Origin of the sequence: Aeromonas sp. D3 (assembly GCF_027705025.1) — a bacterium.
GTDB classification, from domain to species: domain Bacteria; phylum Pseudomonadota; class Gammaproteobacteria; order Enterobacterales; family Aeromonadaceae; genus Aeromonas; species Aeromonas salmonicida.
In genome coordinates this window covers 63,324-89,994 of record NZ_JAPDBE010000008.1, presented here as the reverse complement: position 1 = coordinate 89,994, position 26,671 = coordinate 63,324, and the positions used below count along the sequence as shown (strand labels likewise).

Below are 26,671 nucleotides of genomic sequence, written 5' to 3'. Positions count from 1 at the left end.
GGATCCATAAACACAATGAGCAAACAAGAGAAATACGCCGGTGCCAGCGCCTTGCAAGGGCTGAGCCTGGGTCAGCAATCTGCCTACATCAGTCAGTACAGCCCTGCCCTGCTGCAACCTGTGCCGCGCAGCCTCAATCGCGACGACCTCGGCTTGACCGGCGAGTTGCCTTTCCAGGGTTGCGACATCTGGACTCTGTACGAGCTCTCCTGGCTCAACGCCAGGGGTAAACCCATGGTGGCTGTGGGTGAGGTGTCCGTGCCCGCAGTGAGCGCCAACCTCATCGAATCCAAGTCGTTCAAGCTCTATCTCAACTCCTTCAACCAGACCCGTTGCGACTCGCTGGAAGCGGTACAAGCCATGCTGGTCAAGGATCTGAGTGCCTGCGCCGGCAGCGAAGTAAGCGTGACTCTGTTCCCCCTGGCACAGGCTCCACACCAGATTGCCGCCCTGCCGGGTGAGTGCATCGATGAGCAGGATATAGAGGTTGATTGCTATGAATTCGATGCCAATCTGCTGCAAGGGGCCGCGGGCAACGAAGAGGTGGAAGAGACACTGCACAGTCACCTGCTCAAATCCAACTGCCTGGTCACCAGCCAGCCCGACTGGGGCTCAGTGGTGATCCACTATCGCGGCCCACGGCTGGATCGGGAAAAACTGCTGCGCTACCTCATCTCGTTTCGCCAGCACAACGAATTTCATGAACAGTGCATCGAGCGCATCTTTACCGATCTCAAGCTCCTCTGCCGCCCGAGCCAGCTGACAGTGTATGCCCGATACACCCGCCGTGGCGGGCTGGATATCAACCCGTTTCGCAGCGACTGGGAGCTTCCCCCCGCCAACCTGCGGCTGATCCGGCAGTAAAGTTGGGGTCCTGGCTGACAGAGAAGGCCCCTGGATATCGTATCTGTCAGTAAACTCTGGACGTGCAGGGGGGGGCTTGGATAACATGCCCACACCCCTGTGCTGTCCTTAATCCAATGAATCAACTGTTTTTTCTGGCAATGATGATGTCCTCCCTGTCGGCTCCTGATCTGGATCTGGCCAAGGAGCAATTGTCTATCGATCTGCAGCAGGCCCAAACCCTGGTACTGACCGATCCTGCCAGATGTGTCCAAATCACCTCTGCCTTCCTGACACGCACAGCCAATAATCCCAAGCAAATCATCAGCAATCGCCAGGAGTATGGCTATCGCGAGCCATTGCTGAGCTATGGCACGGCAGCCCAGGCCACGGGCGCCCACCTGCTCAAGGGGGAATGCCTGCTGCAACTGGGCCAGTTCCAGGCGGCCCAGAAGGCGCTTGATCAAGGCATTGCCATGGCCACCAAGGAGCAGCAGCTGGAGTTGCAGGCCCACGGCCTCTATCTGAAGATCCGCAGCCAGAATCTGCAGGAGCACTCCCATGGCGCCAGTGCCACTCTGCTCGGCCAGCTCGAGACCCTGCTCAGCACCCCCAGCCTCAAAGAGAGTCAGTTGCAGGTATACAGCCGCTTGCTGCGCACCAACGCCAGCATAGAGGCGCACCAGTTTGACGAGGCCAAACGCCAGCTGGCAGAGGCACGGCGCTGGGCAGATCAGGCCAAGAACCCGCTGGCCAGCGCCTGGGTCAGTGCTGTGAGTGGCGATCTCTACCATGCCCTCCAGCAGCCCCAGCTCTCTCTTGGTGACTATATAGATGCCCAGCAACAGGCGAGAGGACTGCAGGATCCCCTCTTCCTCGGCCTGCTGTCGAACCAGATAGTGAACCTCTATCAGGCGGAGCAGGAACCACAGAAGGCACTGCAATATGCCAATGAGGCCGCCAACTACTTCCACGCCCTCGGCAACCCCTCCCTGCTCAGCGATGCACTGATCGTGCTGGCCCGCCTCAACCGGGATCAGGGCGAGATGAACATGGCGCTGGTCTACTTCTTCAATGCGCTGGATCTGCTGGACGAGGGCAATAACCGCACCCGCATCGCCAATCTCAAGTACGAGATAGGCAAAACCTATCTGCAGACCGGCAATCTGACCCTGGCCCGCAACTACCTCACGGCGGCCCGTCAATCCCACGAACTGGGGGACGACAAGGAGCCGCTGATCGACACCCTGCTGTTGCTGGGTGAGCTGCACCTCAAGCAGAAGGAGGCAGGCATCGCCATCCTTCAGCTGGAAAATGCGCTGGCGCTGGCCAACCAGATTGGCGACGCTCAGCGCCAGTTCGAGATCTTCCGTCTGCTCTCGGTGGCCTACGAACAGAAGGGCTACCTCAAGCAGGCGCTGGACAGCTACAAGAATTTCCACCAGCGCAGCGAGCAGGTACGCCAGCAGCAGGTCGATCTGGAGCAGGAGGCGATCCGCGACAACTATGTCCAGGTAGAGCGGGAACAGCAGATCAAGGAGCTGGAGCAACAACTGGATACCAGCCAGCATCAGCAGGATCGCTACCTCTGGTCGAGCGTGATCACGGGCCTGCTGCTGACCCTGTTCATCTATCTGTTCTTCACCCTCTGGCTCAAGCTCAGGGTCGCACGCCTGCAGGGCAAACAACTGGGTGAGGCCATCTTGATCGAGCCACGCACCGGCCTTGCCAACTGGCAGCGGCTGATGAGCCGCTGGCCGCGGGAGATGGCAAGACGCCAGCAAAAATCAGAACGCTGGTATCTGAGCGAACGGCCCACCAGCGAATTCGACGACAAGTTGCATTACCTGCTGTTTCGGGTGCCCTTCCTGGTGAACAGCCTGGAGCAGCACGGCTATCAGGTGAGCCGAGAGGTAGAGCAGGCTTTCGGCGCTTATATCAAGGGGCTGACACCGCAGGATGGCCGCATCTATGATTTGCGCGAAGGCCATCTGCTCTACGTGGTGCCCCAGCGCCACGTGGAGGATCTGCACAAGCTGGCTCAGGATCTGCTCGCGGCCTTTGCCGCTTTCCCCTGCCAGCACTCGCTGGATCGCCACATCAGCCTCGGCATCGTCAGCCACCCCTTCCTGCCCAAGGCGGCGACCGCCCTCGATCACCACGGCCTGTTCGACCTCTGCTATCTGGCACTGGCCGGAGCCATTCAGCTCAGCGAAAAATACCAGCAAAGCGTCTGGCTGGAGCTTGCCGCCATCGATTGCCAACAGGCCGCATTTTTTAATGGGGATGTGTGGCAATGCTGCTTGATGGCAATTGACAAGGGACTGGTAAAAGTAAATTCTTCTCATGAAAAGCAATGGGTTAATTGGCTTCGACTTTCACGGACGAAAGCACCGGATAACCAATAACCCTATAGATAATCAACTGGGTCTGGAACTGGGTTCGACCGCCGTTGCTATCCAACACAAAAACGATAATGACAACAGGGCGACCTGAATAATGAATGATATCGCTGCCGTAGCAGGACAATTGGCCAGACTCAGGGAATCCCTTCAGCAAAAGCAGCTGGAGCTAGACGGCATAGTCACTTTTTCCGATGCAGAGCGAGCCCGCAGCATCCAGTTCATCGGTAAATTGATGCAAGCCTGTCGTGGCCATGACAGGGAGCTGGACAACAAGCTCGCCAAGCTCAAGCAAAAACTCGACGGCAATCCGCCGCTCTCCTCGCTGGATGCCGACCTCGCCGTCATCGAAAAGCTGTTGCAGCAACATGGCAATGCGCTGGAAGAGTCCATCAGCCTGACCAAGTCCGCCATCGACCTTGGCACCAAACAACTCAAATCCATCAAGGGCTTCCCGGAGGATACCCGCAAGTCCCTCAAGGAGTTTCTGGCAAGCCCGGATGGCTATGGCATCGGCGACCATCAAAAGAAAGTGATCCGCTTGCTGGAGTTTTACCAGCAGGCCATCAAGATCCAGCTGCTGCCGACCCAGCCCCTGCTAGCCCCGGCGCCCGCCGCCAGCGTGCAGGCCATGGCCATCACAGAGCTCTCGTCCCCTGAGCCTGCTATCCCGTTTGACGCCAAGGCTCACGCCCATATCGCCGACGAGTTGCAGCGGCTCATCACAGAGCTGGATTTTGCCGGCGCCGTTGGCGAGAGTCTGGCGGATATCCGCCGCCAGTTGCTCAATGGCATCACGCCGCCGCTGCTGGCGGAGATCTGCCTGCAGGTAATAGAGCTCATCATTGAGGGCACCCGCGAGGAGCGAAAATCCTCCCAGGCTTTCCTGAGCACCCTCAACGAGAGCCTCTCTGCGGTGCATTTCAGCTTCACCGAATCCCTCGACGAAGGGCGCGCCCTGCAAAGCGCCACTCACGATACCCGTCAGGCCATCGACAAGGAACTGCGAGCCCTCGACCATACCCTGGCCAGCCACGACACCTTCGGCGAGCTCAAGGATGCCATCTCGGGCCATATGGGTGCCATCAACATGCTGCTGCAGGACAGGGAAGCCATGGCTACCCGTGAGCGCCACCTGCTCACCCGCCTCTCCACCATGGAGGCCAAGCTGCGGCTGATGAAGGAGGAGACCGCAGAGTACAAGAAGCGGCTCACCATCCAGAAACACAAATTGTTCCTCGACAGTCTGACCCAGGTGCATAACCGGGCGGCGCTGGACGAGCGGCTCGAACTCGAATACAAGCGCTGGCTGCGCTACAACACCCCGCTCTGTCTGGCCATCATAGACATTGATCACTTCAAGAACATCAATGACAACTATGGCCACATGGCCGGTGACAAGGCGTTGAAAGTGGTGGCCAAGGCACTGCAGGGCGCCCTGCGCGATACCGACTTCATCGCCCGCTTTGGCGGTGAGGAGTTCGTGGTGCTGCTGCCGAACATCAACCCGGACAAATACCAGAAGCCGCTGGAGACACTGCGCCAGACCATCAAGAGCATTCCGTTCCGTTTTCGGGATGCCAGGGTCGAGATCACCATCTCCATCGGTGCCACCCTGTTTCGGGAAGGGGATCACACCACGGATGCGTTCGAGCGAGCCGACAAGGCGCTCTACAGCTCCAAGCACTCGGGTCGGGATCAGGTCAACCTGGCCTGAATGCGGGCTGAGCTGCGGCTAAAAAAGCAGCAAACGCACTTCTCCCCTATTCCCCTGCCCTACCGCTTACATCTACTATCAAATTCAAGGGATGCCACATGGCATCCCGTTTTCTCCCCAGGGAAAAGCACAACGATAACAAGCGAGTGAAAGGGGAACTTATGATTACGCACATCAATCCTGTGGGCAGCATGGACTTGCTGTCACAACTCGAGGTGGATCGCCTCAAACAGACTGCTTCCAGCGATATCTATCAACTGTTTCGCAACTGCTCGCTGGCGGTGCTCAACTCAGGTAGCCATACCGACAGCTCCAAAGAGATACTGGAGCGTTTCAAATCCTTTGATATCCATGTGATCCGGCGCGAGCGCGGGGTCAAACTCGAACTGTTCAATGCCCCCGAGCATGCCTTTGTGGATGGCGAGATCATCCGTGGCATTCAGGAGCACCTCTTCTCCGTGCTGCGCGACATCCTCTATGTGTCGACCCAGCTGGAGTCGAACCGACTGGTCAACCTGACCAGCTCCACCCATATCACCAACGTGGTGTTCGCCATACTGCGCAACGCCAAGGCGATCCTGCCGGGGGCGGATCCCAATCTGGTGGTCTGCTGGGGCGGCCACTCCATCAACCCCATTGAATACCAGTACACCCGCGAGGTCGGCAGCGAGCTGGGATTGCGCGAGCTCAACATCTGTACCGGTTGCGGTCCGGGTGCCATGGAAGGGCCCATGAAGGGGGGCGCCGTCGGCCACGCCAAGCAGCGGGTACGCAATGGCCGCTACATAGGTCTGACCGAACCTTCGATCATTGCCGCCGAGCCGCCTAACCCCATCGTCAACGAGCTGGTGATACTGCCGGATATCGAGAAACGGCTGGAGGCTTTCGTGCGTCTGGGCCACGGCATCATCATATTCCCGGGCGGGGTCGGCACGGCCGAAGAGCTGCTCTATCTGCTCGGCATCATGATGCATCCGGCCAACGAGCGCCAACCCATGCCGATTATCCTGACCGGTCCGAAAGAGAGCGCCGATTACTTCCGCGCCATCGATGACTTCGTCAAGGCTACCCTGGGCGAACCCGCTACCAGCCTCTACCGGATCATCGTCGGCGATGCGCCGGAAGTGGCCCGGGCGATGAAGGAAGCGATGCCGAAAATTCGCGAATATCGCAAATCGGTCGGCGATGCCTACTCCTTCAACTGGTCCCTCAAGATCGAGCCCGAGTTCCAGCTGCCGTTCGAGCCGGATCACGCCAGCATGGCCAGCCTGGATCTGCATCGCAACCAGCCGCCCCAATTGCTGGCAGCCAACCTGCGCCGTGCCTTTTCCGGCATCGTCGCCGGTAACGTGAAGGAAGGGGGCATACGCGCCATCGAGAAGAAGGGCCCCTTCAAGCTGCACGGCGATAAGGAACTGATGCACCTGATGGACAAGCTGCTGGAGAGCTTCGTCAAACAACAGCGCATGAAACTGCCTGGCACCCAATACGTACCCTGTTACGAGATAGTTCGTTAAGGGCTGTTAGTCGCCGGTGACCAGCGACAACATGACACGAGGGGCGCACCAGCGCCCCTTCCTTTTGCCATCTGTATGAGCCTCTGACGCTCTGGCACCACCTGAACACTGTCATCAAGGCTGCCAGTTGTTACAATGGCGCGTCCTGACTGCCAAGAGTCCCCCATGCCACACCTGCTTATCATCGATGCCCTCAACCTCATCCGCCGTCTGCACGCGGTGCAAGCTCAGCAGGCGCTGACCCCGGCCCAGGCGCTCATCGCCACCCGTGCCAATCTCATCAATACCTGCCGCAAGCTGCTGACGGGCAGCGAGCCGACCCACGTCATAGCGGTATTCGACGGCGAGATACACAGCTGGCGCAAAGAGGTCTACCCGGCCTACAAGGAGGGGCGAACCCCCATGCCGGTGGAGCTGCGTGAAGGTCTGAACACGCTGCAGGATGCCTTCTGGGAGTGTGGCGTAGACGCTTTGCTCTCCCAGACCGATGAGGCGGACGATCTCATCGCCACCCTGGCCAGCGGCATCGCCCAGAACGGGGCAAGGGCCACCATCATCTCTACCGACAAAGGGTTCTGTCAGCTCATCTGCCCGCAGATCCAGATCAGAGACTATTTCAACAAACGCTGGCTGGATGCCGCCTTCGTCGAGCAACAATATGGCGTGGCACCGGCCCAGCTGGTGGATTTCTGGGCCCTGACCGGCATCAGCGGATCCAATATCAAGGGGGTGCCCGGCATAGGCCCCAAGACGGCGACCCAATTGCTGCAGCAATATGGCAGCCTGTCGGCGCTGCTCGCAGCCTGCCAACAGGAGGAGGCCAGCAAGCCCTTGCTCAAGCTGCGCCAGTATCAGGACGATGCTCTGCTGGCCCAGCGTCTGGTCCGGCTGCAGCGTGATATTCCCCTGGGTTTCAACTTGCGGGAAATACGCTATCCCCCAGCACCCGAGAGAGAGGCATGACAGCGGCTTCCCCCATTGACCAGCAATCCTGCCAATCATGACGGGACTCACCCTTGCTGTTGACAAAAACAGATAGAATGTAAAGAAACATGGATGGTTAGTTGTATAAATGGTATAAAACGGCCGAATCCTCCCCCTCTGTTCCCTAGAAGTGGATACCTCTCATGTCAAAAAGAAAGATTACCGTCATCCCGGGCGACGGCATTGGCCCCAGCATCATCGAATCCGCCATCCAGATCCTGACCCACGCCGGTTGTGACTTCGAATACGAGTATGCGGATGCCGGTCTGGTCGCGCTGGAGAAGCACGGCGAGCTGCTGCCCCAGGCAACCCTGGATCTGATCGAGAAGAACAAGGTCAGCCTGAAAGGCCCGCTCACCACCCCGGTCGGCGGCGGCTTCACCTCCATCAACGTCTCCCTGCGCAAAAAATTCAACCTCTACGCCAACGTCCGCCCCGTCATCTCCTTCAAAGGCACCAAGAGTCGTTACGAGAACATCGATATCATCACAGTGCGCGAGAACACCGAAGGGATGTACTCGGGCGCCGGCCAGAAGCGCAGTGATGACAACAATAGCGCCGAGGCGATGAGTATCGTTACCCGCGACGGGGCAGAACGCATCGTCAAGTTTGCCTTCGAACTGGCCCGCCAGGAAGGACGCAAGAAAGTGACCATCATCCACAAGGCCAACATTCTCAAGTCCACCTCTGGCCTGTTTCTGGAAGTGGCCCGCGATGTCGCCGCTCGCTACCCGGATATCCAGAGCGAAGAGATGATTGTCGATGCCGCCTGCATGAACCTGGTGATGTACCCGGAGCGGTTCGATGTCATGGTCACCACCAACCTGTTTGGCGACATCCTCTCGGATTTGTGCGCCGGTCTGGTGGGCGGTCTGGGCATGGCACCTGGTGCCAACATCGGCGATGGCGCCGCCATCTTCGAAGCGGTGCATGGCTCTGCGCCGGATATCGCAGGCAAGAACATCGCCAACCCGACCTCGGTGATCCTCGCCTCCATCCAGATGCTGGAATACCTGGGCATGCAGGACAAGGCTGAGCGCATCCGTGAGGCAGTGCGCGCCACCATCGAATCCGGTGATCGCGTGACCCGTGATCTCGGGGGGACCGCCTCTACCAGCGAGTTCATCCAATCCATCATAGACCGTTTGTAATTCATCTTAATTCATTGATTTAAAAGGGGAGCTCAGGCTCCCCTTGTTTTATCTCGCGGCACGCTACCCGCCTAGTCAATTGGCTACTATGTTCAATGCATAAGGGATAAGGAGATCCATTATGCGCGCTATTTTTCCCCTGTTGCTGATCAGCAGCAGCGTCATGGCAGTAGACAGACCGGTCGAAAATGCCTGGAAGCAGCTTCCGGCAGCCCAGTCGCAGCCCGTCAGTCAGGTATGGCGTTCCAGTCTGGATACCAATGATCTGCTCAAGGCGCCCAAACCGCTCTCCTTCGGGGTAGACATCATGACGGACAGCGACGGCAACCAGCAGGTTACCGCATACCAGAAGCTGAATTTGACGGCAGAGAAGAGCGTGAGCCTCTCCTTTGAGCACCACAAACCCAGGATCAAGTTCAAGGCTGCTGGCATGAATACGGCCATCAAACTCAGAGGGGATGGGGTCAAGTTGCAGTTCAATCCGGTCGACAAGAGCATTCCCCTGCAGATAGAGCTCAAAGTCACGGATGACGAATCATCCCTGCGTCTCGACTACCGCTTCTGACACTGGCTGCATGGCACAGATAGCAAAAGACCGACGGCATCGCTGCCATCGGTCTTTTTTCTGCTCACGGCAAGGGGCCGGATGTCACTCCTTGGCTTCCAGCTTGGAGACCCAGTACTTGTTGTAGACGTGTACCGTGATCTCTTCGCGATCGTGATAGAGCTGCTTGGCCTGAATGACGAAGGCGTTGTCTACCTCCTTGAGCAGGCCGCGCAACACCTCTATGTTGTGTACCGCTTCGGCGTAACGCTTCTTCATCGGCAGCTTGAGGTTGAACATGGCCTCCTGACAGTCGTTCTCGCGGAACCAGTCAGCGATCATGTGAACAACCCGCGCCGGCTTCTCCACCATGTCGCACACCAGCCAGTAGATATTCTTCTTGCTGGGGCGCCACACAAAACCATCATCACGCAGGTGCTTCACCTGACCGGTATCCATCAAGGACTGGGCCATGGTGCCGTTATCCACCGCTGTCACCATCATGCCGCGACGCACCAGCTGATGGGTCCAGCCACCCGGGCAGGCGCCCAGATCGACCGCTTTCATGCCGGAGGTGAGGCGCAGGTCCCACTCTTCCCGCGGTACGAACACATAGAAGGCCTCTTCCAGCTTGAGGCTGGATCGGCTCGGTGCATCCGGCGGGCAGCGCAGACGGGGAATGCCCATGTGGAATTCGGAGTTGTTGAACGAGTAGGAATACCCCAGCAACAGGTGATCGTTGGCCATGAAAAAGGCGTGGAACACCGGACGGTGCGGCGTCTCTTTCTTGGTCAGCAGCTCCTTGCTGCGCAGGGCCTGACGAAGCGGCACAGTGAACTTGCGGCAGAAGGCCGACAGCTCTTTCGCTTCGTTGGTATCGGCGGTTTCAACTCGCAGATCGCCACAGATGGTGTATTCGCGAGTCGCTTCTATGATGGGCGAGATCCGATCAGCCACATCCAGATCCTTCAGCTCGTGGGTCACCACCAGCATCTGACGGATGAAGATAAGCTCTCTGAATGGCAACTTGCGCGCCAGCAGATCGGCCTGCTCCTCGTCATACAACTCGAATATCACATAACCGCTGTCGTCCTTGACCCGGGCGAAACCGTAGCACTGCATGTTACTGGCACGCTCGGTGATCTCTGCCGCCGCCTCTTTCTCAAAACCGGGGCGGCAATAAAGCAGCAGATTATTCATTTTTTCCTCCAAGACGACAGCCAGCCCATATCAGAGCCGCCCATCCCAACATAAAACAGAGGCCACCAGCCGGGGTAATGAGCCCCAGCCCCTTGCTGCCAAGCAGCACCATGGCGTAAATACTGCCGCAGAATCCAAGGATCCCCAGCAAAAATGCGGTGCCAGCGAAGGTGATTACCTTGCTGCGCACACCGCACCAACCCAGCACCAGCAGGGCCAATGCGTGAAAAAACTGATAATGCACGGCGGTGTTGAACGCCGCCAGCTGCGAAGCCGTAATACCGCTCGCCGCCAGACCGTGGGCGCCATAAGCCCCCAGCATGGTCGCCGTCAGGCCAAAAAAACCCGCCAGTACCAGCCAATGTCGATGGATCTGCATTCTTACCCTCCTCGTTCTCTCCGTCGCGACCGTCAGCCCTGTGCCAGCGTCGCCGCGATGAAGCACCTGATATGATCAGCCGCCTGCTGCAGGTTCTCCTGCTCGCTCACGCCGCTGGCTTTTCGCGGTTTGAAGCCATGGTCACCATCGGTCAGCCAGTGGACCGATACGTGGGGTGAGAAGGGAAAATCTGCCAGTTCGGCGCGCGTGCCGAAGGTGTCGCGCTCCCCTTGCAACAGCAGGGTCGGCGTCTTGATCTGCTTGAGCACCTCGCCCCGCCAGCGGTCGGGCTTGGCCGGGGGGTGGAAAGGATACCCGAGAATGAGCAATCCTGCAGCATTCATCTCGTCCCCACCTTCGCCATACAGCTCTGCCGCCATGCGTCCCCCCATGGACTTGCCCGCCAGGAACAGCCTTGGGTGAGCGAACAGCTGCGCCATCTGGCGCCAATGGTCGAGCAATACCGGCTGCCTGTCCGGCGGCCTGCGCTTGCCATCCTGGGCCCGCTTGGTCATGTAGGGAAAGTTGAAACGCACTACCTCGATATCGGGCCCCGCCAGCAGGCGTGACAGCTCGCAAAGAAAGGCGTGTTCCATGCCGGCCCCGGCGCCATGGGCCAGCAGAATGCGAACGGGGGCATCACTCGCCCCCTCTCTCATCACATCAGGCATCGGCGAGCCGTGCCCTGCGACGAGCCTCTTCCTGCTCCACCAGCTCCAGCATCCAGTCGCGGAAGGCCACTATCTTGCCCTGATCGGACTGCTGCTCCTGGCATACCAGGTAGAACGCATTCTTGCTCACCAGCACCTGCTCGAACGGGCAGATAAGGCGCCCCGCTTCGATTTCTGGCTGGGCCAGCACACTGTGACCAAGTGCCACCCCCTGACCGTGGATCGCCGCCTGGATCACCATGGTGGAGTGACTGAAGATGGGCCCCTGATTGACGTTGGGCGCATCGATGTCGAGCTGGCGAAACCAGGCTTTCCAGTCACGGCGGGAGGTATCGTGCAACAAGGTGTGGCGGATCAGGTCATCCGGGGTGCGCAGTGGCTTGGGGCCGGTCAGCAACAGCGGCGAGCAGACAGGGATCAGGTATTCGGTGTGCAGCTTGTCGGCACGCAGTCCAGGCCAGTTGCCACGGCCGTAGTAGATGGCCACGTCCACATCGTCGGTCAGCGACCCCTCGTCCATGTCCACCGCCTTGATCCGTACGTCTATGTCCGGATGACGTTCGCTGAACTTCACTAGTCTGGGCACCAGCCACTGGATGGCAAAACTTGGCTGCAAGCTGACGGTGAGCGCCCCCTTGGCACTGCGGGCCAACAGCTTGTCGGTCGCCTCCGAGATGGAGGTGAAGATGTCTTTGATATCGAGGAAGTAACCCTGCCCCTCTTCGGTCAACAGCAAGGAGCGGTTCTTGCGGCGAAACAGCTTGATGCCGAGATACTCTTCCAACGCCTTGATCTGGTGACTGATGGCAGCCTGGGTCACAAACAGCTCTTCCGCTGCCCGGGTGAAGCTTAAGTGACGAGCCGCGGCTTCGAATGCTTTCAGGGCATTGAGCGGGGGTAAACGACGAGACATGAGACCAGCCGACGATGAGTTTTTCTAATGGGCCGCATTATAATTTGTCGGTTGCGGGTCGACCAGTGAATAAACATAATTCGCTTCGCAATCCGTTGTCATATGGCTCACTTTTTCTCTTCCATGTTGGTTTACATGTGATTTTTGTGAGTCAGTGGTCTGCGATTGTGGTGTTGTGTTTCTTCCTCTGCGGGAAGAGGGGCTTAAATCGGACCGATTTAACCCAGTCTGTCATCTGAATGTGTTTGGCGCCTCCGGTTGGATGGCGCCTTTTTTCTTATCCTATACCTTGAACTGCCCCACCAGCTGCTGCTGTTTGTCCGCCAGCGCCGACAACTCGCGCCCATTTTCGGCGGAGGTCGCCGCCTCGGCCCGTATGGTATGGCTCACATCGCGAATGTTGCTGACGTTGCGATTGATCTCGTCCGCCACCCCGCTCTGCTCCTGCGCCGCCCTGGCAATCTGCTCGTTCATCTGATGAATGGTCGCCACCGCATGGATGATCTGCTCCAGCACACTGACCGACAGATCCACTTTTGTCAGCGTCACATCCGCCTGGCTGTGACCCGTCATGATCGCCTTGACCACGGCCTCGGTACCGGACTGAAGCTGCCCTATAAGGGTCTGGATCTCGACGATGGCATTCTGGGTACGCCCCGCCAGATTGCGCACCTCGTCAGCCACCACGGCGAAGCCACGGCCCTGTTCACCGGCCCGCGCCGCCTCGATGGCGGCGTTCAGCGCCAGCAGGTTGGTCTGCTCGGCGATCCCCTGGATCACCACCAGTATGTCGTTGATGTTGTCGCTGTTGGCGGCGAGTCGCTCCACCACAGGTTTGGCATCGCTGATCACCGCCATCAACTTGCGCATGGCCTCCTGGGTATCGGCCACCACATACTTGCCCTCCTGCGCCGAGGTATCTGCCTGGTTGGCCGCCGCCACCGCCGAGTTGGCGTTGCCCGCCACCTGCAAGGCAGTAGCACTGAGCTCCTCGAATGCAGTCGCCACCAGATCCACCTCCTGATACTGGGCCTGCATGCCGGCACTGGTGCGCTCGGCAACCTGAGCCGCCTGCTCAGCACTGGCGCGGGTGCCCGCAACGGTATCAATTACCTGACTGATGGTAGATTGCAACTTGTTGAGGAAGCTGTTGAACCACTTGGCCAACTCGCCAATCTCGTCATCGCGATGCAGGTCAATCCGCTGGGTCAGGTCTCCTTCCCCCGTGGCTATGTCCTTGAGGCGAGCCACCACGGCGCGAATGGGGGCTACTATCTGACGAGCCATCAGCCAGATGCAGAGCAAGGCAACTACCGAAATCACGCCGCCAATCACCAACTGGGTGATCACGCTACCATTGGCCTGGTTGGAGAGATCGTCTTGCAACTGGCGGGCCGAGGCCAGCACAACGGTGCGGGGAAGCTCAATATAGATGCCCCATTTGTGCTCGGTGCCGCGCATGCTGACCGGCACGAAAGTTTGCAGCAGAGTCCCGTCAGGGCTCCAGCGTGTCATTGTCTGCCCCTGGCCGATCCAGCCTTTCAGATCGCCAGCCAGCGCCTGATATTGCTGCCCCAACGGGCTGCCCAGGGTGACGTCAAACCCATCCACCCCGGCGGCTCGCCCTTCGTGACTGACCAGCAATACCTTGCCCTGTCCGTCGTACAGCGCCTGATCCATCTCCTTGACCAGACTTTGCAGGGTCGCCAGCGAGATATCGACCCCGACCATGCCAAGCAGGGTCTCCTGCTCCAGCAGAGGGACTGTCACCGAGGTCATCAGCACCTTCTGCGACCCCACATCATCGAGGTAGGGCTCGAGCAGGCAGAGCGCCTTGCTGCGAATGCTGCAACGATACCAGTCGTTCTCCACGCCACCTGCTGCCGTGGGGCTCTCGTCCGCCAGCACGGATTCGTCTTGCACCTCAGCTTCAATCTTGCCGTCTACCCGGGCCCAGTAAGTGGAGAAGCGTCCCTTGTCATTAGCACCCAGCTCGCTGGAACCGTGGTAGTTGCTGTCCTCCCCATCCAGCTGATCGGGCTCGAACACCGCATAGACACCAAGCAGGTTGGCGGAAGCCGCCGCCGCATCGTGCAGCTGCTGATTGACGGCACCACGCAGCGCCTCGGAGGAGCCAAAATTGTCGGCCGCATTCTTGCGCTGAAACAATATGCTCTGAGCCAGCAGAGTGGTACGGAAATAGGCCTCATCCAGATAGCTGGTGACCTTGGCCGCCTGCTCGGATCCCATCGCCTTCATCCAGTTTTCGGCCGAGCGTTGCGCCTCCTCAGTGGTGGAGGTCAGCACCTGATCCTGCATCCGGGCGGCGCTATAAAGAGAAGAGGCAACCAGGGCTCCGGCACTGGCCAATAAACAACAACCGGCGATCAGGGTGATCCGCCCCTGAACAGAAAGAAAACTCATGCCACCATTCCTAGCTCATACAGATGTGATCAGTGTATCGGTTTTGGATACAAAAACTTAACCTAATCAAGCGAAATCCAGGCTCAGCTGGTTAACTTCCCCGTCACGAGGCAGGCCCACCACCAGCCCGAGCAATCGAATGGGTTTGCCCTGCGCCCGCAGCAGCCCCTCATGGAGCAGATCGTGAAACAGCTCGGGCTGATAGCCGCCACGGCGATAGACAGTGGTCTGCTGAAAATCGGCGAACTTGAGCTTGATCCCCTGCCCCATCAACTGCTCCCTGGCATAGCCAGCGGCAAAACGACGCTCCAGCTCGGGAATAAGCTGACTCAGTACCTGCCAGCAGGCGGCTTCATCCAGCACATCGCTGTCCAGCGTTGTCTCCACGCCAATGGTTTTACGGATCCGCTGTGCCTGCACCGGCTGATCATCACGGCCCCAGATCCGGCCCGTCAGCATCTCACCCAACTTGCCAAACCGGGCGATCAGCTCATCACTGCTGAGCACTCTTGCATCCTCGCACGAATAGAGTCCCTGGGACTCCAGCCGCTCGGCGGTCTTGCGCCCAATCCCCGGCAACTTGGCCAAAGGCAGCTGGCGCACGAACTCATCCACCTCCTCTGGCCGGATCACGAACAGGCCGTCGGGTTTGCGCTGCTCCGACGCGAGTTTGGCCAGAAATTTGTTCGGTGCCACCCCGGCCGAAGCGGTCAACCCCAGTTCGGTCACTATGGCCTGGCGGATCTCGGCCGCCATCAGGGTGGCACTGCCACCACAGCAATTACTGTCGGTGACATCGAGGTAGGCTTCGTCCAGCGAAAGCGGCTCCACCAGCTCGGTGTAACGCAGGAAGATGGCGCGCAGCTGACGGGAGGTCTCCTTGTAGACCGCCATTCGTCCCGGTATGAGTACGAGCGGCGGGCAGAGCTTCTTGGCCAGGCCACTCGGCATGGCGGAGCGCACCCCGAAACGGCGCGCCACATAGTTACAGGTCGAGATGACCCCCCGCCGATCGGAGGAGCCCCCTATCGCCAAGGGTACGTCCCGCAGAGCCGGATTGTCCCGCATCTCTACCGCCGCATAAAAGCAGTCCATGTCGATGTGAATGATTTTGCGCATACCACTGTACGGATAAACAGTTAACTCACCCATGCTAACCCAGCACACCCGTTTCTGCCATCGGCATGAAACAACGAGCAGGCATAGACTCTTAAGGCACCACTCACCACAACAACTGACAAGGAGGAAGGGAATGAGAGCACTCTGGTTGGGAGTAGGACTGGGACTCTGTCTACTGCCGCTGTTTGGCAGTACCAAGGACCACCCGACCGCCGAATGCAGCTGGCTGCATGATCGCATCGAGACACTGGAGAAGGCCATCAAGCAAGGGGATGAGCTGGGAACACGGGAGGAACTGGCGCGCTGGAAGGCCGAGTTCAAAAAGAAAGCCTGTCATCAATACGACTACTGAATCACCCTTCCGCCAAAGAAAAGGCGGGCTGACCCCAAGGTCAGCCCGCCTGCCATTCAGCCTTGGCCCGAGTACAACTCGAAAGCCCTGGCTCGCTCAGATGATCCGGTTATCGGTCAGCATCTTGCGACGGGCCTCTTCCTTGGCCATCTTCTTCTTGCGGTTGTCACAGGGTTCCGGGCAATCGCACTCTTTTTCGATACCTATAGTGCCCAGTCCGCCACAGGAGCCGGAAATGGTCTTCTTCTGGAAGATGTAACCTATGGCCATGGCCACCACAACGACCAGAAATACCCCGAAGGTGATCAGAAAAATCTGCATGCTGGTGCCCCTTACTTTCTAACCAGGTACTGTTTGAACGCATCTGAATAGGCTTCGTCAAAACCATCGGCCGTCTTGGTGATCACGAAGATCGCCAGTCCGCGCTCCTTGGCATACGCCAGGCTCTTCTCGGGCCCGAGCACCATGAACACGGTCGCCAACCCGTCTGCGGTCATGCAGGAGGGGTGAATGACGGTCACCGACACCATCCGATGCTGGATGGGTTTGCCCGTCATGGGATCGATAGTGTGGGAGAAACGCTGACCATCCATTTCGTAGTAATTGCGGTATTCACCTGAAGTGGCAACCCCGTTGTCCCCCGGCACTATCACTTCCTGCACCGAGCCGGCATTGGCGGTCGGCTTCTCGATGGCCACACGCCAGGGGTGCCCCTTGCCGTTGACGCCATTGATCCGCAGCTCGCCACCGATCTCCACCAGATAGTTGCGAGACCCCATGGACTCCAGATACTCGGCCACCTTGTCCACCCCGAAGCCCTTGGCAATGGCGGAGAGATCCACGTAGAGGTCCGGAATATCTTTTTGCAACGTATCTGCATCGGCGGAGGTGATCACATGCAAATTGCCCAGACCAGTCTTCTGACGGGTCTGGGTGATCAGCTCCTCTGACGGGATCCTGGTCGGACGCGCATCCGGCCCGAAGCCCCACAGATTGACCAGAGGACCGACGGTAACGTCAAGCGCCCCCCGGCTCTCACGGCCCAGATGCAGGGATTCAGTCACCACCCGGGCGGTATCGCGAGAGACCACTACAGGGGTCGAGCTTCTGTGCTGGTTGAAACGGGACAACTCGGAATCGGGGCGATAGGTCGACATCTGGTCGTTGACCCGCTCCAGCAGAATGTCTACTTCAGCCTGAAACTTGGCCGGATCCTGGATGATCTCATCCGCGACCTTGATGGAATAGTAGGTACCCATGGTGCTGCCGGTGATGTGGATCTCCGGCTTGGATTGGACCGTTTCCTGACCGCACCCAGTCAAGAAAAAGGCTAGCCCTAAGGCTAGCCAGGTCTTTACAACACTGTGCATTGATTAACCACCAAAGTCATCCAGCAGGATGTTTTCGTCTTCAACACCGAGGTTCTTCAGCATGTTGATGACGGCAGCATTCATGACGGGAGGTCCACACATGTAGAACTCGCAATCTTCCGGCGCCTCGTGGTTCTTGAGATAGTTCTCGAACAAGACGTTGTGGATGAAGCCTGTGTAGCCATCCCAGTTGTCTTCCGGTTGCGGATCAGACAGGGCGACGTGCCACTGGAAGTTGTCATTCTCGGCCGCCAGCATGTCGAAGTCTTCGACATAGAACATCTCGCGCTTGGAACGGGCACCGTACCAGAAGCTCATCTTGCGTTGGGTCTTCAGGCGACGCAGCTGGTCGAAGATATGGGAGCGCATCGGCGCCATACCCGCACCACCACCGACGAACACCATTTCGGCATTGGTGTCTTTGGCGAAGAATTCACCGAACGGACCCGAGATGGTCACCTTGTCGCCAGCCTTGAGGCTGAAGATATAGGAGGACATCTGGCCGGGAGGCGCAGTCCAGTTGCTGGGCGGCGGGGTCGCGATCCGCACGTTCAGCATTATGATGCCGAACTCTTCCGGATAGTTGGCCATGGAATAAGCACGAATGATCGGCTCGTTGACCTTGGACTCCAGTTCGAAGATCTTGAAGCGATCCCAATCCCCGCGATACTCCTCGGGAATATCGAAGTTCTTGTACTGCACATGGTGAGCAGGGGCTTCGATCTGGATATAACCACCGGCACGGAACGGCACGCTCTCGCCATCCGGGATCTGCAGCTTGAGCTCCTTGATGAAGGTGGCCTTGTTATCGTTGGAGATAACAGTACAGTCCCACTTCTTCACCCCGAAGATCTCTTCCGGCAGCTCGATATCCATGTCGGAACGCACTGTGACCTGACAGGCCAGACGCTCTCCATGACGGGCTTCACCCTTGCTGATGTGATCCAGCTCGGTCGGCAGAATATCACCGCCGCCAGCTTTCACCCGCACCTTGCACTGACCACAGGAGCCACCGCCGCCACAGGCGGAGGAGACGAAGATGCCGCTGCCGGCCAGCACGCCGAGCAGCTTGCCACCCGCCGGGCTGGTGACAGCCTTGGCCGGGTCGCCGTTGATGCTGATTGTCACGTCACCTGCGGTCACCAGCTTGGACTTTGCGAACAGAATGACTGCCACCAAAGCCAGCAGGATCACGGTGAACATGACCACACCCAGAATAATTTCCATCTATTATTCCTTTTCCGATTACAGGGAAATACCAGAGAAGGACATAAAGCCCAGCGCCATGAGTCCCGCGGTGATGAAGGTGATGCCCAGTCCACGCAGACCTTGCGGCACGTCGGAGTACTTCATCTTCTCGCGGATCCCCGCCATCGCCACGATGGCAAGCATCCAGCCAGCACCTGACCCCACGCCATAGACCACAGACTCCACGAAGTTGTAGTCACGCTGCACCATGAAGGAGACGCCACCGAAGATGGCGCAGTTCACGGTAATGAGCGGCAAGAAGATACCGAGCGCGTTATAGAGCGCAGGGAAGTACTTGTCCAGCGCCATTTCCAGGATCTGCACCAGGGCTGCAATCACACCGATAAAGGTGATGAAGCTCAGGAAGCTCAGATCCAGGCCGGAGACCAGCACGCCATCCTTGAGGACGTAGTTGTAGATCAGGTTGTTGGCCGGAACGGCAACGGTCTGAACCACGATAACGGCAATCCCCAGACCCATGGCGGTCTTGACCTTCTTGGACACAGCCAGGAAGGTACACATCCCCAGGAAGAAGGAGAGGGCCAGGTTTTCGATGAAAATCGAACGAATCAACAGACTCAGATAGTGTTCCATACCTTAATCCTTCGCCTCCACCTGCTTGGGATCCCTGGTGCGAACGCCCCAGATGATCAGACCAATGATGAAGAACGCACTCGGCGGCAGCAGCAGCAGGCCGTTAGGCACATACCAGCCACCATTGTTCACCAGCGGCAGCAGCTCGATACCGAACCAGGTGCCGGAGCCCAGGATTTCACGCACCGTGGCCACGGTCAGCAGCACGGCGCCGTAGCCCAGACCGTTGCCGATACCATCCAGGAAGGAGGGCAGCGGGGCGCTCTTCATGGCATAGGCTTCGGCACGACCCATCACGATGCAGTTGGTGATGATGAGGCCCACGAACACCGACAGTTGCTTGGAGATCTCATAGGCATATGCCTTGAGCACCTGGTCAACCACGATAACCAGCGAGGCAATCACCGCCATCTGGGCGATGATCCGTACGCTGTTCGGGATCTGGTTGCGGATCAGGGAGATGAACAGGTTGGAGAAGGCGGTCACCGCGGTCACGGCCAGCGTCATCACGAATGCCGTCTTCATCTGGCTGGTAACGGCCAGCGCGGAACAGACACCCAGCACCTGCAAGGCGATGGGGTTGTTGCCGAGCACAGGCGTCAACAGCAACTTCTTCATTTCGCTCTTGTCAGCCATTGTTGATTTCTCCTGCACGAATCTTGGCCAGGAAAGGACCAAAGCCCTTGGGTCCCATCCAGAAGTCGAACGTGTGCTGTACACCGTTACCGGTCAGAGTCGCGCCAGACAGGCCGTCGATCTCATGCACGGAACCTTCAGGGGCATGGCCCTTGATGACTCGCAAGGCTGGCATGCCGTCCTGATCGAACAGCTTCTTGTCCTTGAACAGGCCTTGCCAGGCCGGGTTCTCGATCTCGCCGCCCAGACCCGGGGTTTCACCGTGGTCATAGTAGGTAATGCCCTTGATGGTTTCCCCATCAGCCGCCACGGCAACGAAGGCATACATGGTAGACCACAGACCCTGGCCGTAGATCGGCAGGATAATGTTGTCGACCTTGCCTTCGGCATCCTTGGCGAAGAACACCGGGATCAGTCTGGAGATTTGACGCAAACCAGCCTTGTCGTCGGCAGGTGCCAGACGAATGTTCTTGGCCGGATCTTTTGCTGCCAGCTTGGTGTCGAAGTTGTCGGCATCGCCGTCAACAAATTCACCGGTAGTCAGGTCAACCAGACGCGCTTCAATCTTGTCACCGTACAGTTGGGCCAGATCACGCTTGGCCACCGAGCTGACATCGACACCGGCAACGGACAGAATATTGCTTTGCTTGTCCAGCGCCTTGTTTTCCATCTGAGCCGGACGCAGACCCACAGCAGCCACTGAGACCACGATGGAACACACCAGACACAGACCGGTCACTATGGTGAGGGTGCCGACAGTAGAGTCTTTATTAAACGCCACGAGCGATCCTCCGCTTGATGTTCGCCTGCGCCACGAAATGGTCAAACAAGGGGGCAAACAGATTGGCAAACAGAATGGCCAACATCATGCCTTCCGGGAACGCCGGGTTCACGACACGGATCAGCACAACCATGACGCCGATCAGCGCGCCATACCACCATTTGCCCTTGTTGGTAAAGGCAGCGGAGACCGGATCGGTCGCCATGAAGGCCATACCAAAGGCGAAGCCGCCCAGCACCAGATGCCAGTGCCACGGCATGTTGAACATGGGGTTGGTATCGGAACCGATGACGTTGAACAGCAGGGAAGTGGCGACCATGCCGATCATCACGCCTGCGATGATGCGCCAAGAGGCGATCCGCATGTAGACGATCATGGCTGCACCGATGAGGATCATCAGGGTGGAGACTTCACCAATGGAACCCGGCAGGTTACCAAGGAAAGCATCCATCCAGCTGATGGTCTGGCCGGTTGCACCGTTGATCAGCGCCATCTGGCCGCCCTGGGCCCACTGGCTCAGCGCGGTCGCGCCCGAGTAGCCATCAACGGCAACCCAGACAGCATCACCGGAGATCTGGCCCGGGTAGGCAAAGAACAGGAACGCACGACCCGCCAAGGCCGGGTTCAGGAAGTTCTTGCCGGTACCACCGAACACTTCCTTGGCCAGTACCACACCGAAGGTGATGCCCAGCGCGGCTTGCCACAGGGGCAGCGCGGGCGGCACGATCAGCGCAAACAGGATGGAGGTCACGAAGAAGCCTTCGTTGATCTCGTGCTTGCGCACCATGGCGAACAGCACTTCCCAGAAACCACCGACCAGGAACACGGTCAGGTAAATTGGCAGGAAGTGGGTTGCACCGATCAGCATCTTGCTGCCGATACCGGCAACCGCTGGATCCAGCGAGGCACCCAGCAATTGCGCCAGCGCATATTGCCAGGTATCAGCACCGGCAACGGTACCCAGATGGGCAATAGCGGCGATCGCCTGATTGCCGACGTTAAACATGCCCCAGAACATGGCCGGGAACACGGCCAGCCACACCATGATCATCATGCGCTTCAGATCGATCGCATCACGGACGTGGGCAGCGTTGCGGGTCACAGACCCGGGGGTATAAAACAGGGTATACGCCGCCTCGAACAGGGCATAGTACTTGGCGTACTTGCCACCCGGCTCGAAGTGATGTTCCATATTTTCAAGAAGTTGCTTGAAACTCATCGCTTAACCTTCCAGTTCTATCTTGGTCAGGCACTCACGCAAGATCGGTCCGTACTCTGTCTTGCCGGGGCAGACGAAGGTACAGAGCGCCAAATCTTCCTCATCCAGCTCCAGACAACCGAGCGCTTGCGCGTTGTCGATGTCACCGGAGACAAGATCCCGCAACAGCAGGGTCGGCAGGATGTCGAGCGGCATCACACGCTCATAGTTGCCGATAGGCACCATGGAGCGATCACTACCGTTGGTGGTGGTAGTGAAGTTGATAAGCTTGCCCTTCACCAAATGCGAGAGGGTGGTACGGGTGATGGAGAACTTGCTGGCGCTGGGGTTGACCCATCCCAGAAACTCTTTCTCACGACCTTCACTCAGCACGCTCACCTGATTGTGGTAACGACCCAGGTAGTCATGGACCCCTTCGGCCTTGGCGCCACTGAGCAGGGAACCGGAGATGACGCGGTTTTCATCCGCCCGCAGCTCGTTGTTGGTCAACTGGCTGATACAGGCACCCATGCGGGTACGCAGCAGGCGAGGCTTCAATACGTTCGGGCCAGCCAAGGCGATCACCTTGTCGGTGAAGATCTGGCCAGTAGTGAACAGCTTGCCGTACGCGATGACATCCTGATAGTTGATGTACCACTGCACCTTCTTGGCACTGACCGGATCCAGGAAATGGATATGGGTACCTGGCAGACCGGCAGGATGCGGACCGACGAACACTTCTTCTTTGACTTGCGCCAGAGAAGCGTGCGGCAGGCTGGCCTCGCCTTTACAGACGTAGACGGCCCCATCGGTCAGGCGCGTCAATACGGCCAGACCATCGAGGAAAGCCTGTGACTGTTCCTTGATGATGAGCTCGGCATTGGCAGCCAGCGGGTTGGTGTCCATGGCGGTGACGAAAATGGCACGGGGAGAAGACTCCACGGCCGGCACCTTGCTGAACGGGCGAGTACGCAACGCAGTCCATTGGCCTGATGCGACTAGGATCTCCTGCACCTTGCTGCGCGCGAGCTGTGCCAGCTCGGCAGACGCAAAGTGTTCAAAGGTCACCTGCTCGTCGGACCCATCGATATCGATGACAACGGATTGCAGAATGCGCTTGGCACCCCGGTTGATCTCTGAAACCACACCGGTGGCAGGGGCCGTGAATTTAACGCCAGGGTTCTTCTTATCTTCGAAGAGCTCCTGACCTTTAATGACGCGATCACCTACTTTGACAAGCATAGTAGGACGCATCCCCACGAACTCTTCGCCGAGTGTAGCAACACGGGTGATGGCCGGGCCATCGTAGATTACTTGCTCCGGAGCACCCAGCACGGGGATGTCCAGTCCTCTTTTAATTGTAATCATACTCACTTGCACTACCGTTAAGGGAAGACAGGTTGGTTAGCGCCGAGAAATACATCACGACGAGTTGTTGAATGAGCCCGTTCATGTTGCAGGATAATGTCGAAGCGACAAACAAATCAGCAACATACAGGGTCATTCAAAAGCGCTTGAGTTTAGCACTTATGGCAAGTCAGCTTCTATGCAAAATGGGGAAAATCCCCGCTCTATCACAAAATCATCGAAATTTAATCGCGCCGTTTTTTTCGCTAAACCTCAGGCTCTGCGTTGAGTTAGCCATTAATACCCCAAAATGGGTAATAGTTTTTATGTTCAAAAATGGATTAGAAATTTTGATGTCTGGGCAGGGGAATAGCGCCCTGCTTCCAGACACAAGATGCAGCCCAAAAAACGTTTGTTAATTGTTAACTGGTCGCGGATTAAGTAACTGATTGGTCAATAATGTTAGGTCAGCCCATTTTTGCTGACACAGCTCGGCGTCTTTGGTGCCTGTTCCCGTTGCAACCACTCCTGCTCCGTATAGGTATGCAACGCCAGTGCATGAATGGCGCCAGCCAGCTCGTCGGCCAGCACGGCATTGACCTGACGATGACGGGCCAGCAACCGGTGACCTTCGAAATGCGGGCTCACCACCACCACCTTGAAGTGGCTCTCGGAACCCGGTGCCACCCTGTGCATATAGCTTTCGTTGACGACCTCAAGATGAGTGGGGGACAAGGCAGCGGCCAGCTTGGCCTCTATCTGTTGTTGCATGGTCACGAGCATCACTCCCAAAATAGATGTCCGGCCATTGTAGCCAGAGTTGGCGGTATGACGAAATTGCCCGGCGTGGGAAAATGGCCGCAAATTTGCCCCGCCCACACAGCTGCCGGACTGGTGAAATTCTCCGCCCCCGCTAGAATAGCGCCACTTTGCGCCCCGTCGGCGCCTGTTTTATGAATCACGTTGGACTCTCGCTTATGCAAACCCTTCTCGACACGGCTCATTGTCGTCTGACCCTGTATCGCTACCCACGCCAGAGCCAGGATCCGTTGCAAGCCTGGGATGCGGCAGACGAGTATCTGATCAATACCCTGGCTGAGACGCCACTCGAACAAGCCGGCCCCGTCATCATCATGAATGACGGCTTCGGCACACTGGCGGCGTTTCTGCATCCTCACGCCCCTGTCTGTGTCAGCGACTCCTATATCAGCGAGCGGGCGACCCTTGCCAACCTCGCAGAGAACGAACTGGATCCTCACGCCATCAGATTGCAGGATGCGCTCGCGCCACTGCCCCCTGCCCCGGCACTGGTAGTGATCAAGGTATCCAAGTATCAGGCGCTGCTGGAGCAGCAACTGCTGGCCCTGCGTGCGGTGGTCACACCGGCTACTCGCGTCATTGCCGCCGGCAAGGCCAAGGACATTCACAGCTCGACCCTGGCATTGTTTGAAAAATACCTGGGGCCAACCCGCACCTCGCTGGCCTGGAAGAAGGCGCGCCTGATCCATTGTGAGCCGCAAGCGATACACCCGGAACTGGCCAACCCCTATCCGACGGTCTGGCCGCTGGAGGGCACCGGCATGCTCATCCACAACCATGCCAACGTGTTTTCACGCACCAGCCTGGATATAGGTGCCCGCTTCATGCTGGACAATTTGCCTGTCCACAGTGCGCGCAAGGTGATCGATCTCGGTTGCGGCAACGGTGTGCTGGGGTTGGCACTGCTGGCGAAGGATGCCGAGGTGGAGGTGACCTTCATCGACGAGTCCTATATGGCAGTGGCCTCGGCGCAACTCAACGTCGAGCACAATCTGCCAGACGGCATGCCACGAGCCCGCTTCATGGTCAATAACTGTCTCGACGGTGTGGCGGTCGGCTCTGCGGACAGGATCCTCTGCAATCCCCCCTTCCACCAGCTGCAGGCTATTACCGATCATATTGCCTGGCAGATGTTCACCGATGCCCACCGGGTGTTGCCCCAGGGGGGCGAACTCTGGATAGTAGGCAACCGTCATCTGGATTATCACAACAAACTCAAACGCCTGTTTGCCAACGCACAAGTCGTTGCGTCGAACAGCAAATTCGTTATTTTGAAAGCCATCAAACGCTAAAGATAAGGTTAAAGGAAACCCATGATGAAAAAGTCAATCTTGCTGCTGGCCGCCCTGATGCTGGGTGGTTGTGCCACTCACTGGCCGGAAACCGCGCTGCTGAACCCGCAGGTCATCCCCTCCAACCAGCAGTACTACTCTGGCAACCGCATCACCCTGGAAGGGGTCGACAAGCGTGAAGCCGCCTACGTCTTCTCCATCAAGAAGAAAGAGAAGGCAGCCGTGCTGGTCAACAGCGAACAGCCGCTCAACAACCTGCTGGCCGAGAAACTGGCCGAAGGGCTGCGCAGTCAGGGACTGGAAGTGGGCAACAGCGGTACCACCAACCTGACCCTGGCCATCTCCAGCGCCGCCGTCACGGTGGAAGAGAAAACCTTCACCTATGTCACCAAGTCCCGCGTCAGCCTGCAGGTGATTGCCGACTTCCAGGGCAGCAAGCTGACCAAGCAGTTCAACATGTCTTCCAGCAAGGAAGGTCCGGGGGAGCCGAGCATGGCCGAACTGGAATCCATCCTGAACCAGCAATTGGGCAGCCTGCTGCAACAGATCATGACGGATGACGCTCTGCGTGGTTACCTCAAGGGTCAGCCGAGCTGAGAAAGGAGAGCTAAACAATGAAGAAACTCTGGTTACTGGCCATGCTGATCGCCCCGCTGGCGTTTGCCGGCCCCAAGGTCAGGATGGAGACCAACCACGGCAATATAGTGGTGGAGCTGGCATCCAAACAGGCGCCGCAGACGGTGAAGAACTTCCTGCGCTACGTAGCGGACGGCAGTTATGACGGCAGCCTGTTCCACCGGGTGATCCAGGATTTCGTGGTGCAGGGGGGCGGCTACAACCAGCAGTTCCAGCAACTGCCGACCTTCGATCCCGTGGTCAACGAATCCAAGGGCGGCCTGCCCAACAAACGCGGCAGCATCGCCATGGCCCGTACCCAGGCCGTGGACAGCGCCACCCGCCAGTTCTACTTCAACCTGACCGACAACAATAACCTCAACGCCAATGCCAGCGCCGGTTATACCGTATTCGGCCAGGTCGTGCAGGGTATGGATGTACTGGACAAGCTGGCCCAGGTGCAGACGGGTTACAGCTCCATTCTGCGCGCCAACGACGTACCCACCAGCCCCATCATCCTGAAGAAGGTGGTGTTGCTGGCGGAGAAATAACGCG

27 protein-coding genes are annotated in these 26,671 nt (G+C 58.2%); 12 read left to right on the top strand and 15 right to left on the bottom strand.

The features are described from left to right. Positions 1-15: 15 nt before the first annotated feature. The 7 genes from queF to OKC28_RS07300 all read left to right on the top strand — a co-directional run bounded on the left by queF (position 16) and on the right by OKC28_RS07300 (position 9,179). The gene (gene queF, locus OKC28_RS07330) at positions 16-864 is read left to right on the top strand and encodes an NADPH-dependent 7-cyano-7-deazaguanine reductase QueF (RefSeq protein ID WP_021139354.1); all 849 of its coding nucleotides are present in this window, start codon (positions 16-18) and stop codon (positions 862-864) included. A 116-nt stretch (positions 865-980) separates the two neighbouring features. Next, on the top strand, positions 981-3,251 hold the full coding sequence (locus OKC28_RS07325; protein ID WP_270688473.1) for a hypothetical protein: 2,271 nt from the start codon (positions 981-983) through the stop codon (positions 3,249-3,251). Between the two features lie 91 nt (positions 3,252-3,342). Next, positions 3,343-4,962, top strand: coding sequence for a GGDEF domain-containing protein (locus OKC28_RS07320; protein ID WP_270688471.1), 1,620 nt, complete (start codon positions 3,343-3,345; stop codon positions 4,960-4,962). A gap of 161 nt (positions 4,963-5,123) precedes the next feature. Then, positions 5,124-6,479, top strand: coding sequence for a nucleotide 5'-monophosphate nucleosidase PpnN (gene ppnN / locus OKC28_RS07315; protein ID WP_270688469.1), 1,356 nt, complete (start codon positions 5,124-5,126; stop codon positions 6,477-6,479). Between the two features lie 165 nt (positions 6,480-6,644). Continuing rightward, the gene (gene xni, locus OKC28_RS07310) at positions 6,645-7,442 is read left to right on the top strand and encodes a flap endonuclease Xni (RefSeq protein WP_270688467.1); all 798 of its coding nucleotides are present in this window, start codon (positions 6,645-6,647) and stop codon (positions 7,440-7,442) included. 164 nt (positions 7,443-7,606) lie between these two features. Then, the gene (locus tag OKC28_RS07305; RefSeq protein ID WP_270688466.1) at positions 7,607-8,614 is read left to right on the top strand and encodes an isocitrate dehydrogenase; all 1,008 of its coding nucleotides are present in this window, start codon (positions 7,607-7,609) and stop codon (positions 8,612-8,614) included. Between the two features lie 121 nt (positions 8,615-8,735). Continuing rightward, on the top strand, positions 8,736-9,179 hold the full coding sequence (locus OKC28_RS07300) for a hypothetical protein (RefSeq protein ID WP_270688464.1): 444 nt from the start codon (positions 8,736-8,738) through the stop codon (positions 9,177-9,179). Between the two features lie 84 nt (positions 9,180-9,263). Here OKC28_RS07300 and rlmM read toward each other — a convergent pair whose 3' ends face one another. From rlmM to dinB, 6 genes are all read right to left on the bottom strand, one after another. After that, a complete protein-coding gene (rlmM, locus tag OKC28_RS07295) occupies positions 9,264-10,358 on the bottom strand; it encodes a 23S rRNA (cytidine(2498)-2'-O)-methyltransferase RlmM (RefSeq protein ID WP_059112140.1) in 1,095 nt (364 codons plus the stop codon). Continuing rightward, the gene (locus OKC28_RS07290) at positions 10,351-10,737 is read right to left on the bottom strand and encodes a DUF423 domain-containing protein (RefSeq protein WP_005312004.1); all 387 of its coding nucleotides are present in this window, start codon (positions 10,735-10,737) and stop codon (positions 10,351-10,353) included. The genes rlmM and OKC28_RS07290 overlap by 8 nt, the downstream gene beginning before the upstream one ends. A gap of 32 nt (positions 10,738-10,769) precedes the next feature. Then, positions 10,770-11,408, bottom strand: coding sequence for an alpha/beta fold hydrolase (locus OKC28_RS07285; RefSeq protein ID WP_058393503.1), 639 nt, complete (start codon positions 11,406-11,408; stop codon positions 10,770-10,772). Further along, positions 11,401-12,321, bottom strand: a complete 921-nt coding sequence (locus OKC28_RS07280; protein WP_005312000.1) for a transcriptional regulator GcvA — start codon at positions 12,319-12,321, stop codon at positions 11,401-11,403. Before OKC28_RS07280 ends, OKC28_RS07285 begins: the two co-directional genes overlap by 8 nt. Before the next feature lie 282 nt (positions 12,322-12,603). After that, a complete protein-coding gene (locus OKC28_RS07275; protein ID WP_270688461.1) occupies positions 12,604-14,745 on the bottom strand; it encodes a methyl-accepting chemotaxis protein in 2,142 nt (713 codons plus the stop codon). 66 nt (positions 14,746-14,811) lie between these two features. After that, entirely contained in the window at positions 14,812-15,864 is a 1,053-nt protein-coding gene (gene dinB / locus OKC28_RS07270; protein WP_270688459.1) for a DNA polymerase IV, read from the bottom strand. 133 nt (positions 15,865-15,997) lie between these two features. On the opposite strand from dinB, the gene OKC28_RS07265 reads away from it, so the two are divergent. Continuing rightward, complete coding sequence (locus OKC28_RS07265) at positions 15,998-16,216, top strand: hypothetical protein (protein ID WP_212540296.1); 219 nt, start codon at positions 15,998-16,000, stop codon at positions 16,214-16,216. Between the two features lie 96 nt (positions 16,217-16,312). Here the strand turns inward: OKC28_RS07265 and nqrM are convergent, their stop codons facing one another. The 8 genes from nqrM to OKC28_RS07225 are packed head-to-tail and all read right to left on the bottom strand — an operon-like array spanning position 16,313 to position 23,411. Next, positions 16,313-16,537 carry a (Na+)-NQR maturation NqrM gene (gene nqrM, locus OKC28_RS07260; RefSeq protein ID WP_005311992.1) on the bottom strand — a complete coding sequence of 75 codons (225 nt, stop codon included), beginning with the start codon at positions 16,535-16,537 and terminating at the stop codon, positions 16,313-16,315. 11 nt (positions 16,538-16,548) lie between these two features. Beyond that, positions 16,549-17,586 (bottom strand): FAD:protein FMN transferase ApbE, encoded by a 1,038-nt coding sequence (locus OKC28_RS07255; protein ID WP_021139367.1) that lies wholly within the window; start codon positions 17,584-17,586, stop codon positions 16,549-16,551. Positions 17,587-17,589: 3 nt separating this feature from the next. After that, positions 17,590-18,813 carry an NADH:ubiquinone reductase (Na(+)-transporting) subunit F gene (gene nqrF, locus OKC28_RS07250; RefSeq protein ID WP_059112146.1) on the bottom strand — a complete coding sequence of 408 codons (1,224 nt, stop codon included), beginning with the start codon at positions 18,811-18,813 and terminating at the stop codon, positions 17,590-17,592. Positions 18,814-18,831: 18 nt separating this feature from the next. Beyond that, positions 18,832-19,428, bottom strand: coding sequence for an NADH:ubiquinone reductase (Na(+)-transporting) subunit E (gene nqrE, locus OKC28_RS07245; RefSeq protein ID WP_005311986.1), 597 nt, complete (start codon positions 19,426-19,428; stop codon positions 18,832-18,834). A 3-nt stretch (positions 19,429-19,431) separates the two neighbouring features. Next, the gene (locus tag OKC28_RS07240; protein WP_005311984.1) at positions 19,432-20,064 is read right to left on the bottom strand and encodes an NADH:ubiquinone reductase (Na(+)-transporting) subunit D; all 633 of its coding nucleotides are present in this window, start codon (positions 20,062-20,064) and stop codon (positions 19,432-19,434) included. Beyond that, positions 20,057-20,845 carry a Na(+)-translocating NADH-quinone reductase subunit C gene (locus OKC28_RS07235; RefSeq protein WP_017412496.1) on the bottom strand — a complete coding sequence of 263 codons (789 nt, stop codon included), beginning with the start codon at positions 20,843-20,845 and terminating at the stop codon, positions 20,057-20,059. The genes OKC28_RS07240 and OKC28_RS07235 overlap by 8 nt, the downstream gene beginning before the upstream one ends. Beyond that, a complete protein-coding gene (locus OKC28_RS07230; protein ID WP_005311979.1) occupies positions 20,835-22,064 on the bottom strand; it encodes an NADH:ubiquinone reductase (Na(+)-transporting) subunit B in 1,230 nt (409 codons plus the stop codon). The genes OKC28_RS07235 and OKC28_RS07230 overlap by 11 nt, the downstream gene beginning before the upstream one ends. A gap of 3 nt (positions 22,065-22,067) precedes the next feature. Further along, complete coding sequence (locus tag OKC28_RS07225; protein ID WP_058393508.1) at positions 22,068-23,411, bottom strand: Na(+)-translocating NADH-quinone reductase subunit A; 1,344 nt, start codon at positions 23,409-23,411, stop codon at positions 22,068-22,070. Positions 23,412-23,494: 83 nt separating this feature from the next. On the opposite strand from OKC28_RS07225, the gene OKC28_RS07220 reads away from it, so the two are divergent. Further along, positions 23,495-23,809: a hypothetical protein gene (locus OKC28_RS07220; protein WP_270688453.1), complete on the top strand. Its 315-nt coding sequence runs from the start codon at positions 23,495-23,497 to the stop codon at positions 23,807-23,809. 43 nt (positions 23,810-23,852) lie between these two features. Here the strand turns inward: OKC28_RS07220 and OKC28_RS07215 are convergent, their stop codons facing one another. Continuing rightward, positions 23,853-24,173, bottom strand: a complete 321-nt coding sequence (locus tag OKC28_RS07215; protein ID WP_059112151.1) for a BolA family protein — start codon at positions 24,171-24,173, stop codon at positions 23,853-23,855. Between the two features lie 194 nt (positions 24,174-24,367). Here OKC28_RS07215 and OKC28_RS07210 point away from each other — a divergent pair, with 194 nt between their 5' ends. Genes OKC28_RS07210 through OKC28_RS07200 form a run of 3 tightly spaced genes read left to right on the top strand, consistent with a single transcriptional unit; the run spans position 24,368 to position 26,667 of the window. Further along, positions 24,368-25,501 carry a methyltransferase gene (locus tag OKC28_RS07210; protein ID WP_270688451.1) on the top strand — a complete coding sequence of 378 codons (1,134 nt, stop codon included), beginning with the start codon at positions 24,368-24,370 and terminating at the stop codon, positions 25,499-25,501. A 24-nt stretch (positions 25,502-25,525) separates the two neighbouring features. Next, the gene (locus tag OKC28_RS07205) at positions 25,526-26,098 is read left to right on the top strand and encodes a YajG family lipoprotein (RefSeq protein ID WP_021139376.1); all 573 of its coding nucleotides are present in this window, start codon (positions 25,526-25,528) and stop codon (positions 26,096-26,098) included. A 17-nt stretch (positions 26,099-26,115) separates the two neighbouring features. Next, positions 26,116-26,667 (top strand): peptidylprolyl isomerase, encoded by a 552-nt coding sequence (locus OKC28_RS07200; protein ID WP_270688449.1) that lies wholly within the window; start codon positions 26,116-26,118, stop codon positions 26,665-26,667. Positions 26,668-26,671: the final 4 nt, after the last annotated feature.

Excerpts from the sequence above, each read along its gene's own strand:
- queF (WP_021139354.1), top strand. The coding sequence starts at position 16 with ATGAGCAAACAAGAGAAATACGCCGGTGCCAGCGCCTTGCAAGGGCTG.
- OKC28_RS07325 (WP_270688473.1), top strand. The coding sequence starts at position 981 with ATGAATCAACTGTTTTTTCTGGCAATGATGATGTCCTCCCTGTCGGCT.
- OKC28_RS07320 (WP_270688471.1), top strand. The coding sequence starts at position 3,343 with ATGAATGATATCGCTGCCGTAGCAGGACAATTGGCCAGACTCAGGGAA.
- ppnN (WP_270688469.1), top strand. The coding sequence starts at position 5,124 with ATGATTACGCACATCAATCCTGTGGGCAGCATGGACTTGCTGTCACAA.
- xni (WP_270688467.1), top strand. The coding sequence starts at position 6,645 with ATGCCACACCTGCTTATCATCGATGCCCTCAACCTCATCCGCCGTCTG.
- OKC28_RS07305 (WP_270688466.1), top strand. The coding sequence starts at position 7,607 with ATGTCAAAAAGAAAGATTACCGTCATCCCGGGCGACGGCATTGGCCCC.
- OKC28_RS07300 (WP_270688464.1), top strand. The coding sequence starts at position 8,736 with ATGCGCGCTATTTTTCCCCTGTTGCTGATCAGCAGCAGCGTCATGGCA.
- rlmM (WP_059112140.1), bottom strand. The coding sequence starts at position 10,358 with ATGAATAATCTGCTGCTTTATTGCCGCCCCGGTTTTGAGAAAGAGGCG.
- OKC28_RS07290 (WP_005312004.1), bottom strand. The coding sequence starts at position 10,737 with ATGCAGATCCATCGACATTGGCTGGTACTGGCGGGTTTTTTTGGCCTG.
- OKC28_RS07285 (WP_058393503.1), bottom strand. The coding sequence starts at position 11,408 with ATGCCTGATGTGATGAGAGAGGGGGCGAGTGATGCCCCCGTTCGCATT.
- OKC28_RS07280 (WP_005312000.1), bottom strand. The coding sequence starts at position 12,321 with ATGTCTCGTCGTTTACCCCCGCTCAATGCCCTGAAAGCATTCGAAGCC.
- OKC28_RS07275 (WP_270688461.1), bottom strand. The coding sequence starts at position 14,745 with ATGAGTTTTCTTTCTGTTCAGGGGCGGATCACCCTGATCGCCGGTTGT.
- dinB (WP_270688459.1), bottom strand. The coding sequence starts at position 15,864 with ATGCGCAAAATCATTCACATCGACATGGACTGCTTTTATGCGGCGGTA.
- OKC28_RS07265 (WP_212540296.1), top strand. The coding sequence starts at position 15,998 with ATGAGAGCACTCTGGTTGGGAGTAGGACTGGGACTCTGTCTACTGCCG.
- nqrM (WP_005311992.1), bottom strand. The coding sequence starts at position 16,537 with ATGCAGATTTTTCTGATCACCTTCGGGGTATTTCTGGTCGTTGTGGTG.
- OKC28_RS07255 (WP_021139367.1), bottom strand. The coding sequence starts at position 17,586 with ATGCACAGTGTTGTAAAGACCTGGCTAGCCTTAGGGCTAGCCTTTTTC.
- nqrF (WP_059112146.1), bottom strand. The coding sequence starts at position 18,813 with ATGGAAATTATTCTGGGTGTGGTCATGTTCACCGTGATCCTGCTGGCT.
- nqrE (WP_005311986.1), bottom strand. The coding sequence starts at position 19,428 with ATGGAACACTATCTGAGTCTGTTGATTCGTTCGATTTTCATCGAAAAC.
- OKC28_RS07240 (WP_005311984.1), bottom strand. The coding sequence starts at position 20,064 with ATGGCTGACAAGAGCGAAATGAAGAAGTTGCTGTTGACGCCTGTGCTC.
- OKC28_RS07230 (WP_005311979.1), bottom strand. The coding sequence starts at position 22,064 with ATGAGTTTCAAGCAACTTCTTGAAAATATGGAACATCACTTCGAGCCG.
- OKC28_RS07225 (WP_058393508.1), bottom strand. The coding sequence starts at position 23,411 with ATGATTACAATTAAAAGAGGACTGGACATCCCCGTGCTGGGTGCTCCG.
- OKC28_RS07220 (WP_270688453.1), top strand. The coding sequence starts at position 23,495 with ATGTTGCAGGATAATGTCGAAGCGACAAACAAATCAGCAACATACAGG.
- OKC28_RS07215 (WP_059112151.1), bottom strand. The coding sequence starts at position 24,173 with ATGCTCGTGACCATGCAACAACAGATAGAGGCCAAGCTGGCCGCTGCC.
- OKC28_RS07210 (WP_270688451.1), top strand. The coding sequence starts at position 24,368 with ATGCAAACCCTTCTCGACACGGCTCATTGTCGTCTGACCCTGTATCGC.
- OKC28_RS07205 (WP_021139376.1), top strand. The coding sequence starts at position 25,526 with ATGAAAAAGTCAATCTTGCTGCTGGCCGCCCTGATGCTGGGTGGTTGT.
- OKC28_RS07200 (WP_270688449.1), top strand. The coding sequence starts at position 26,116 with ATGAAGAAACTCTGGTTACTGGCCATGCTGATCGCCCCGCTGGCGTTT.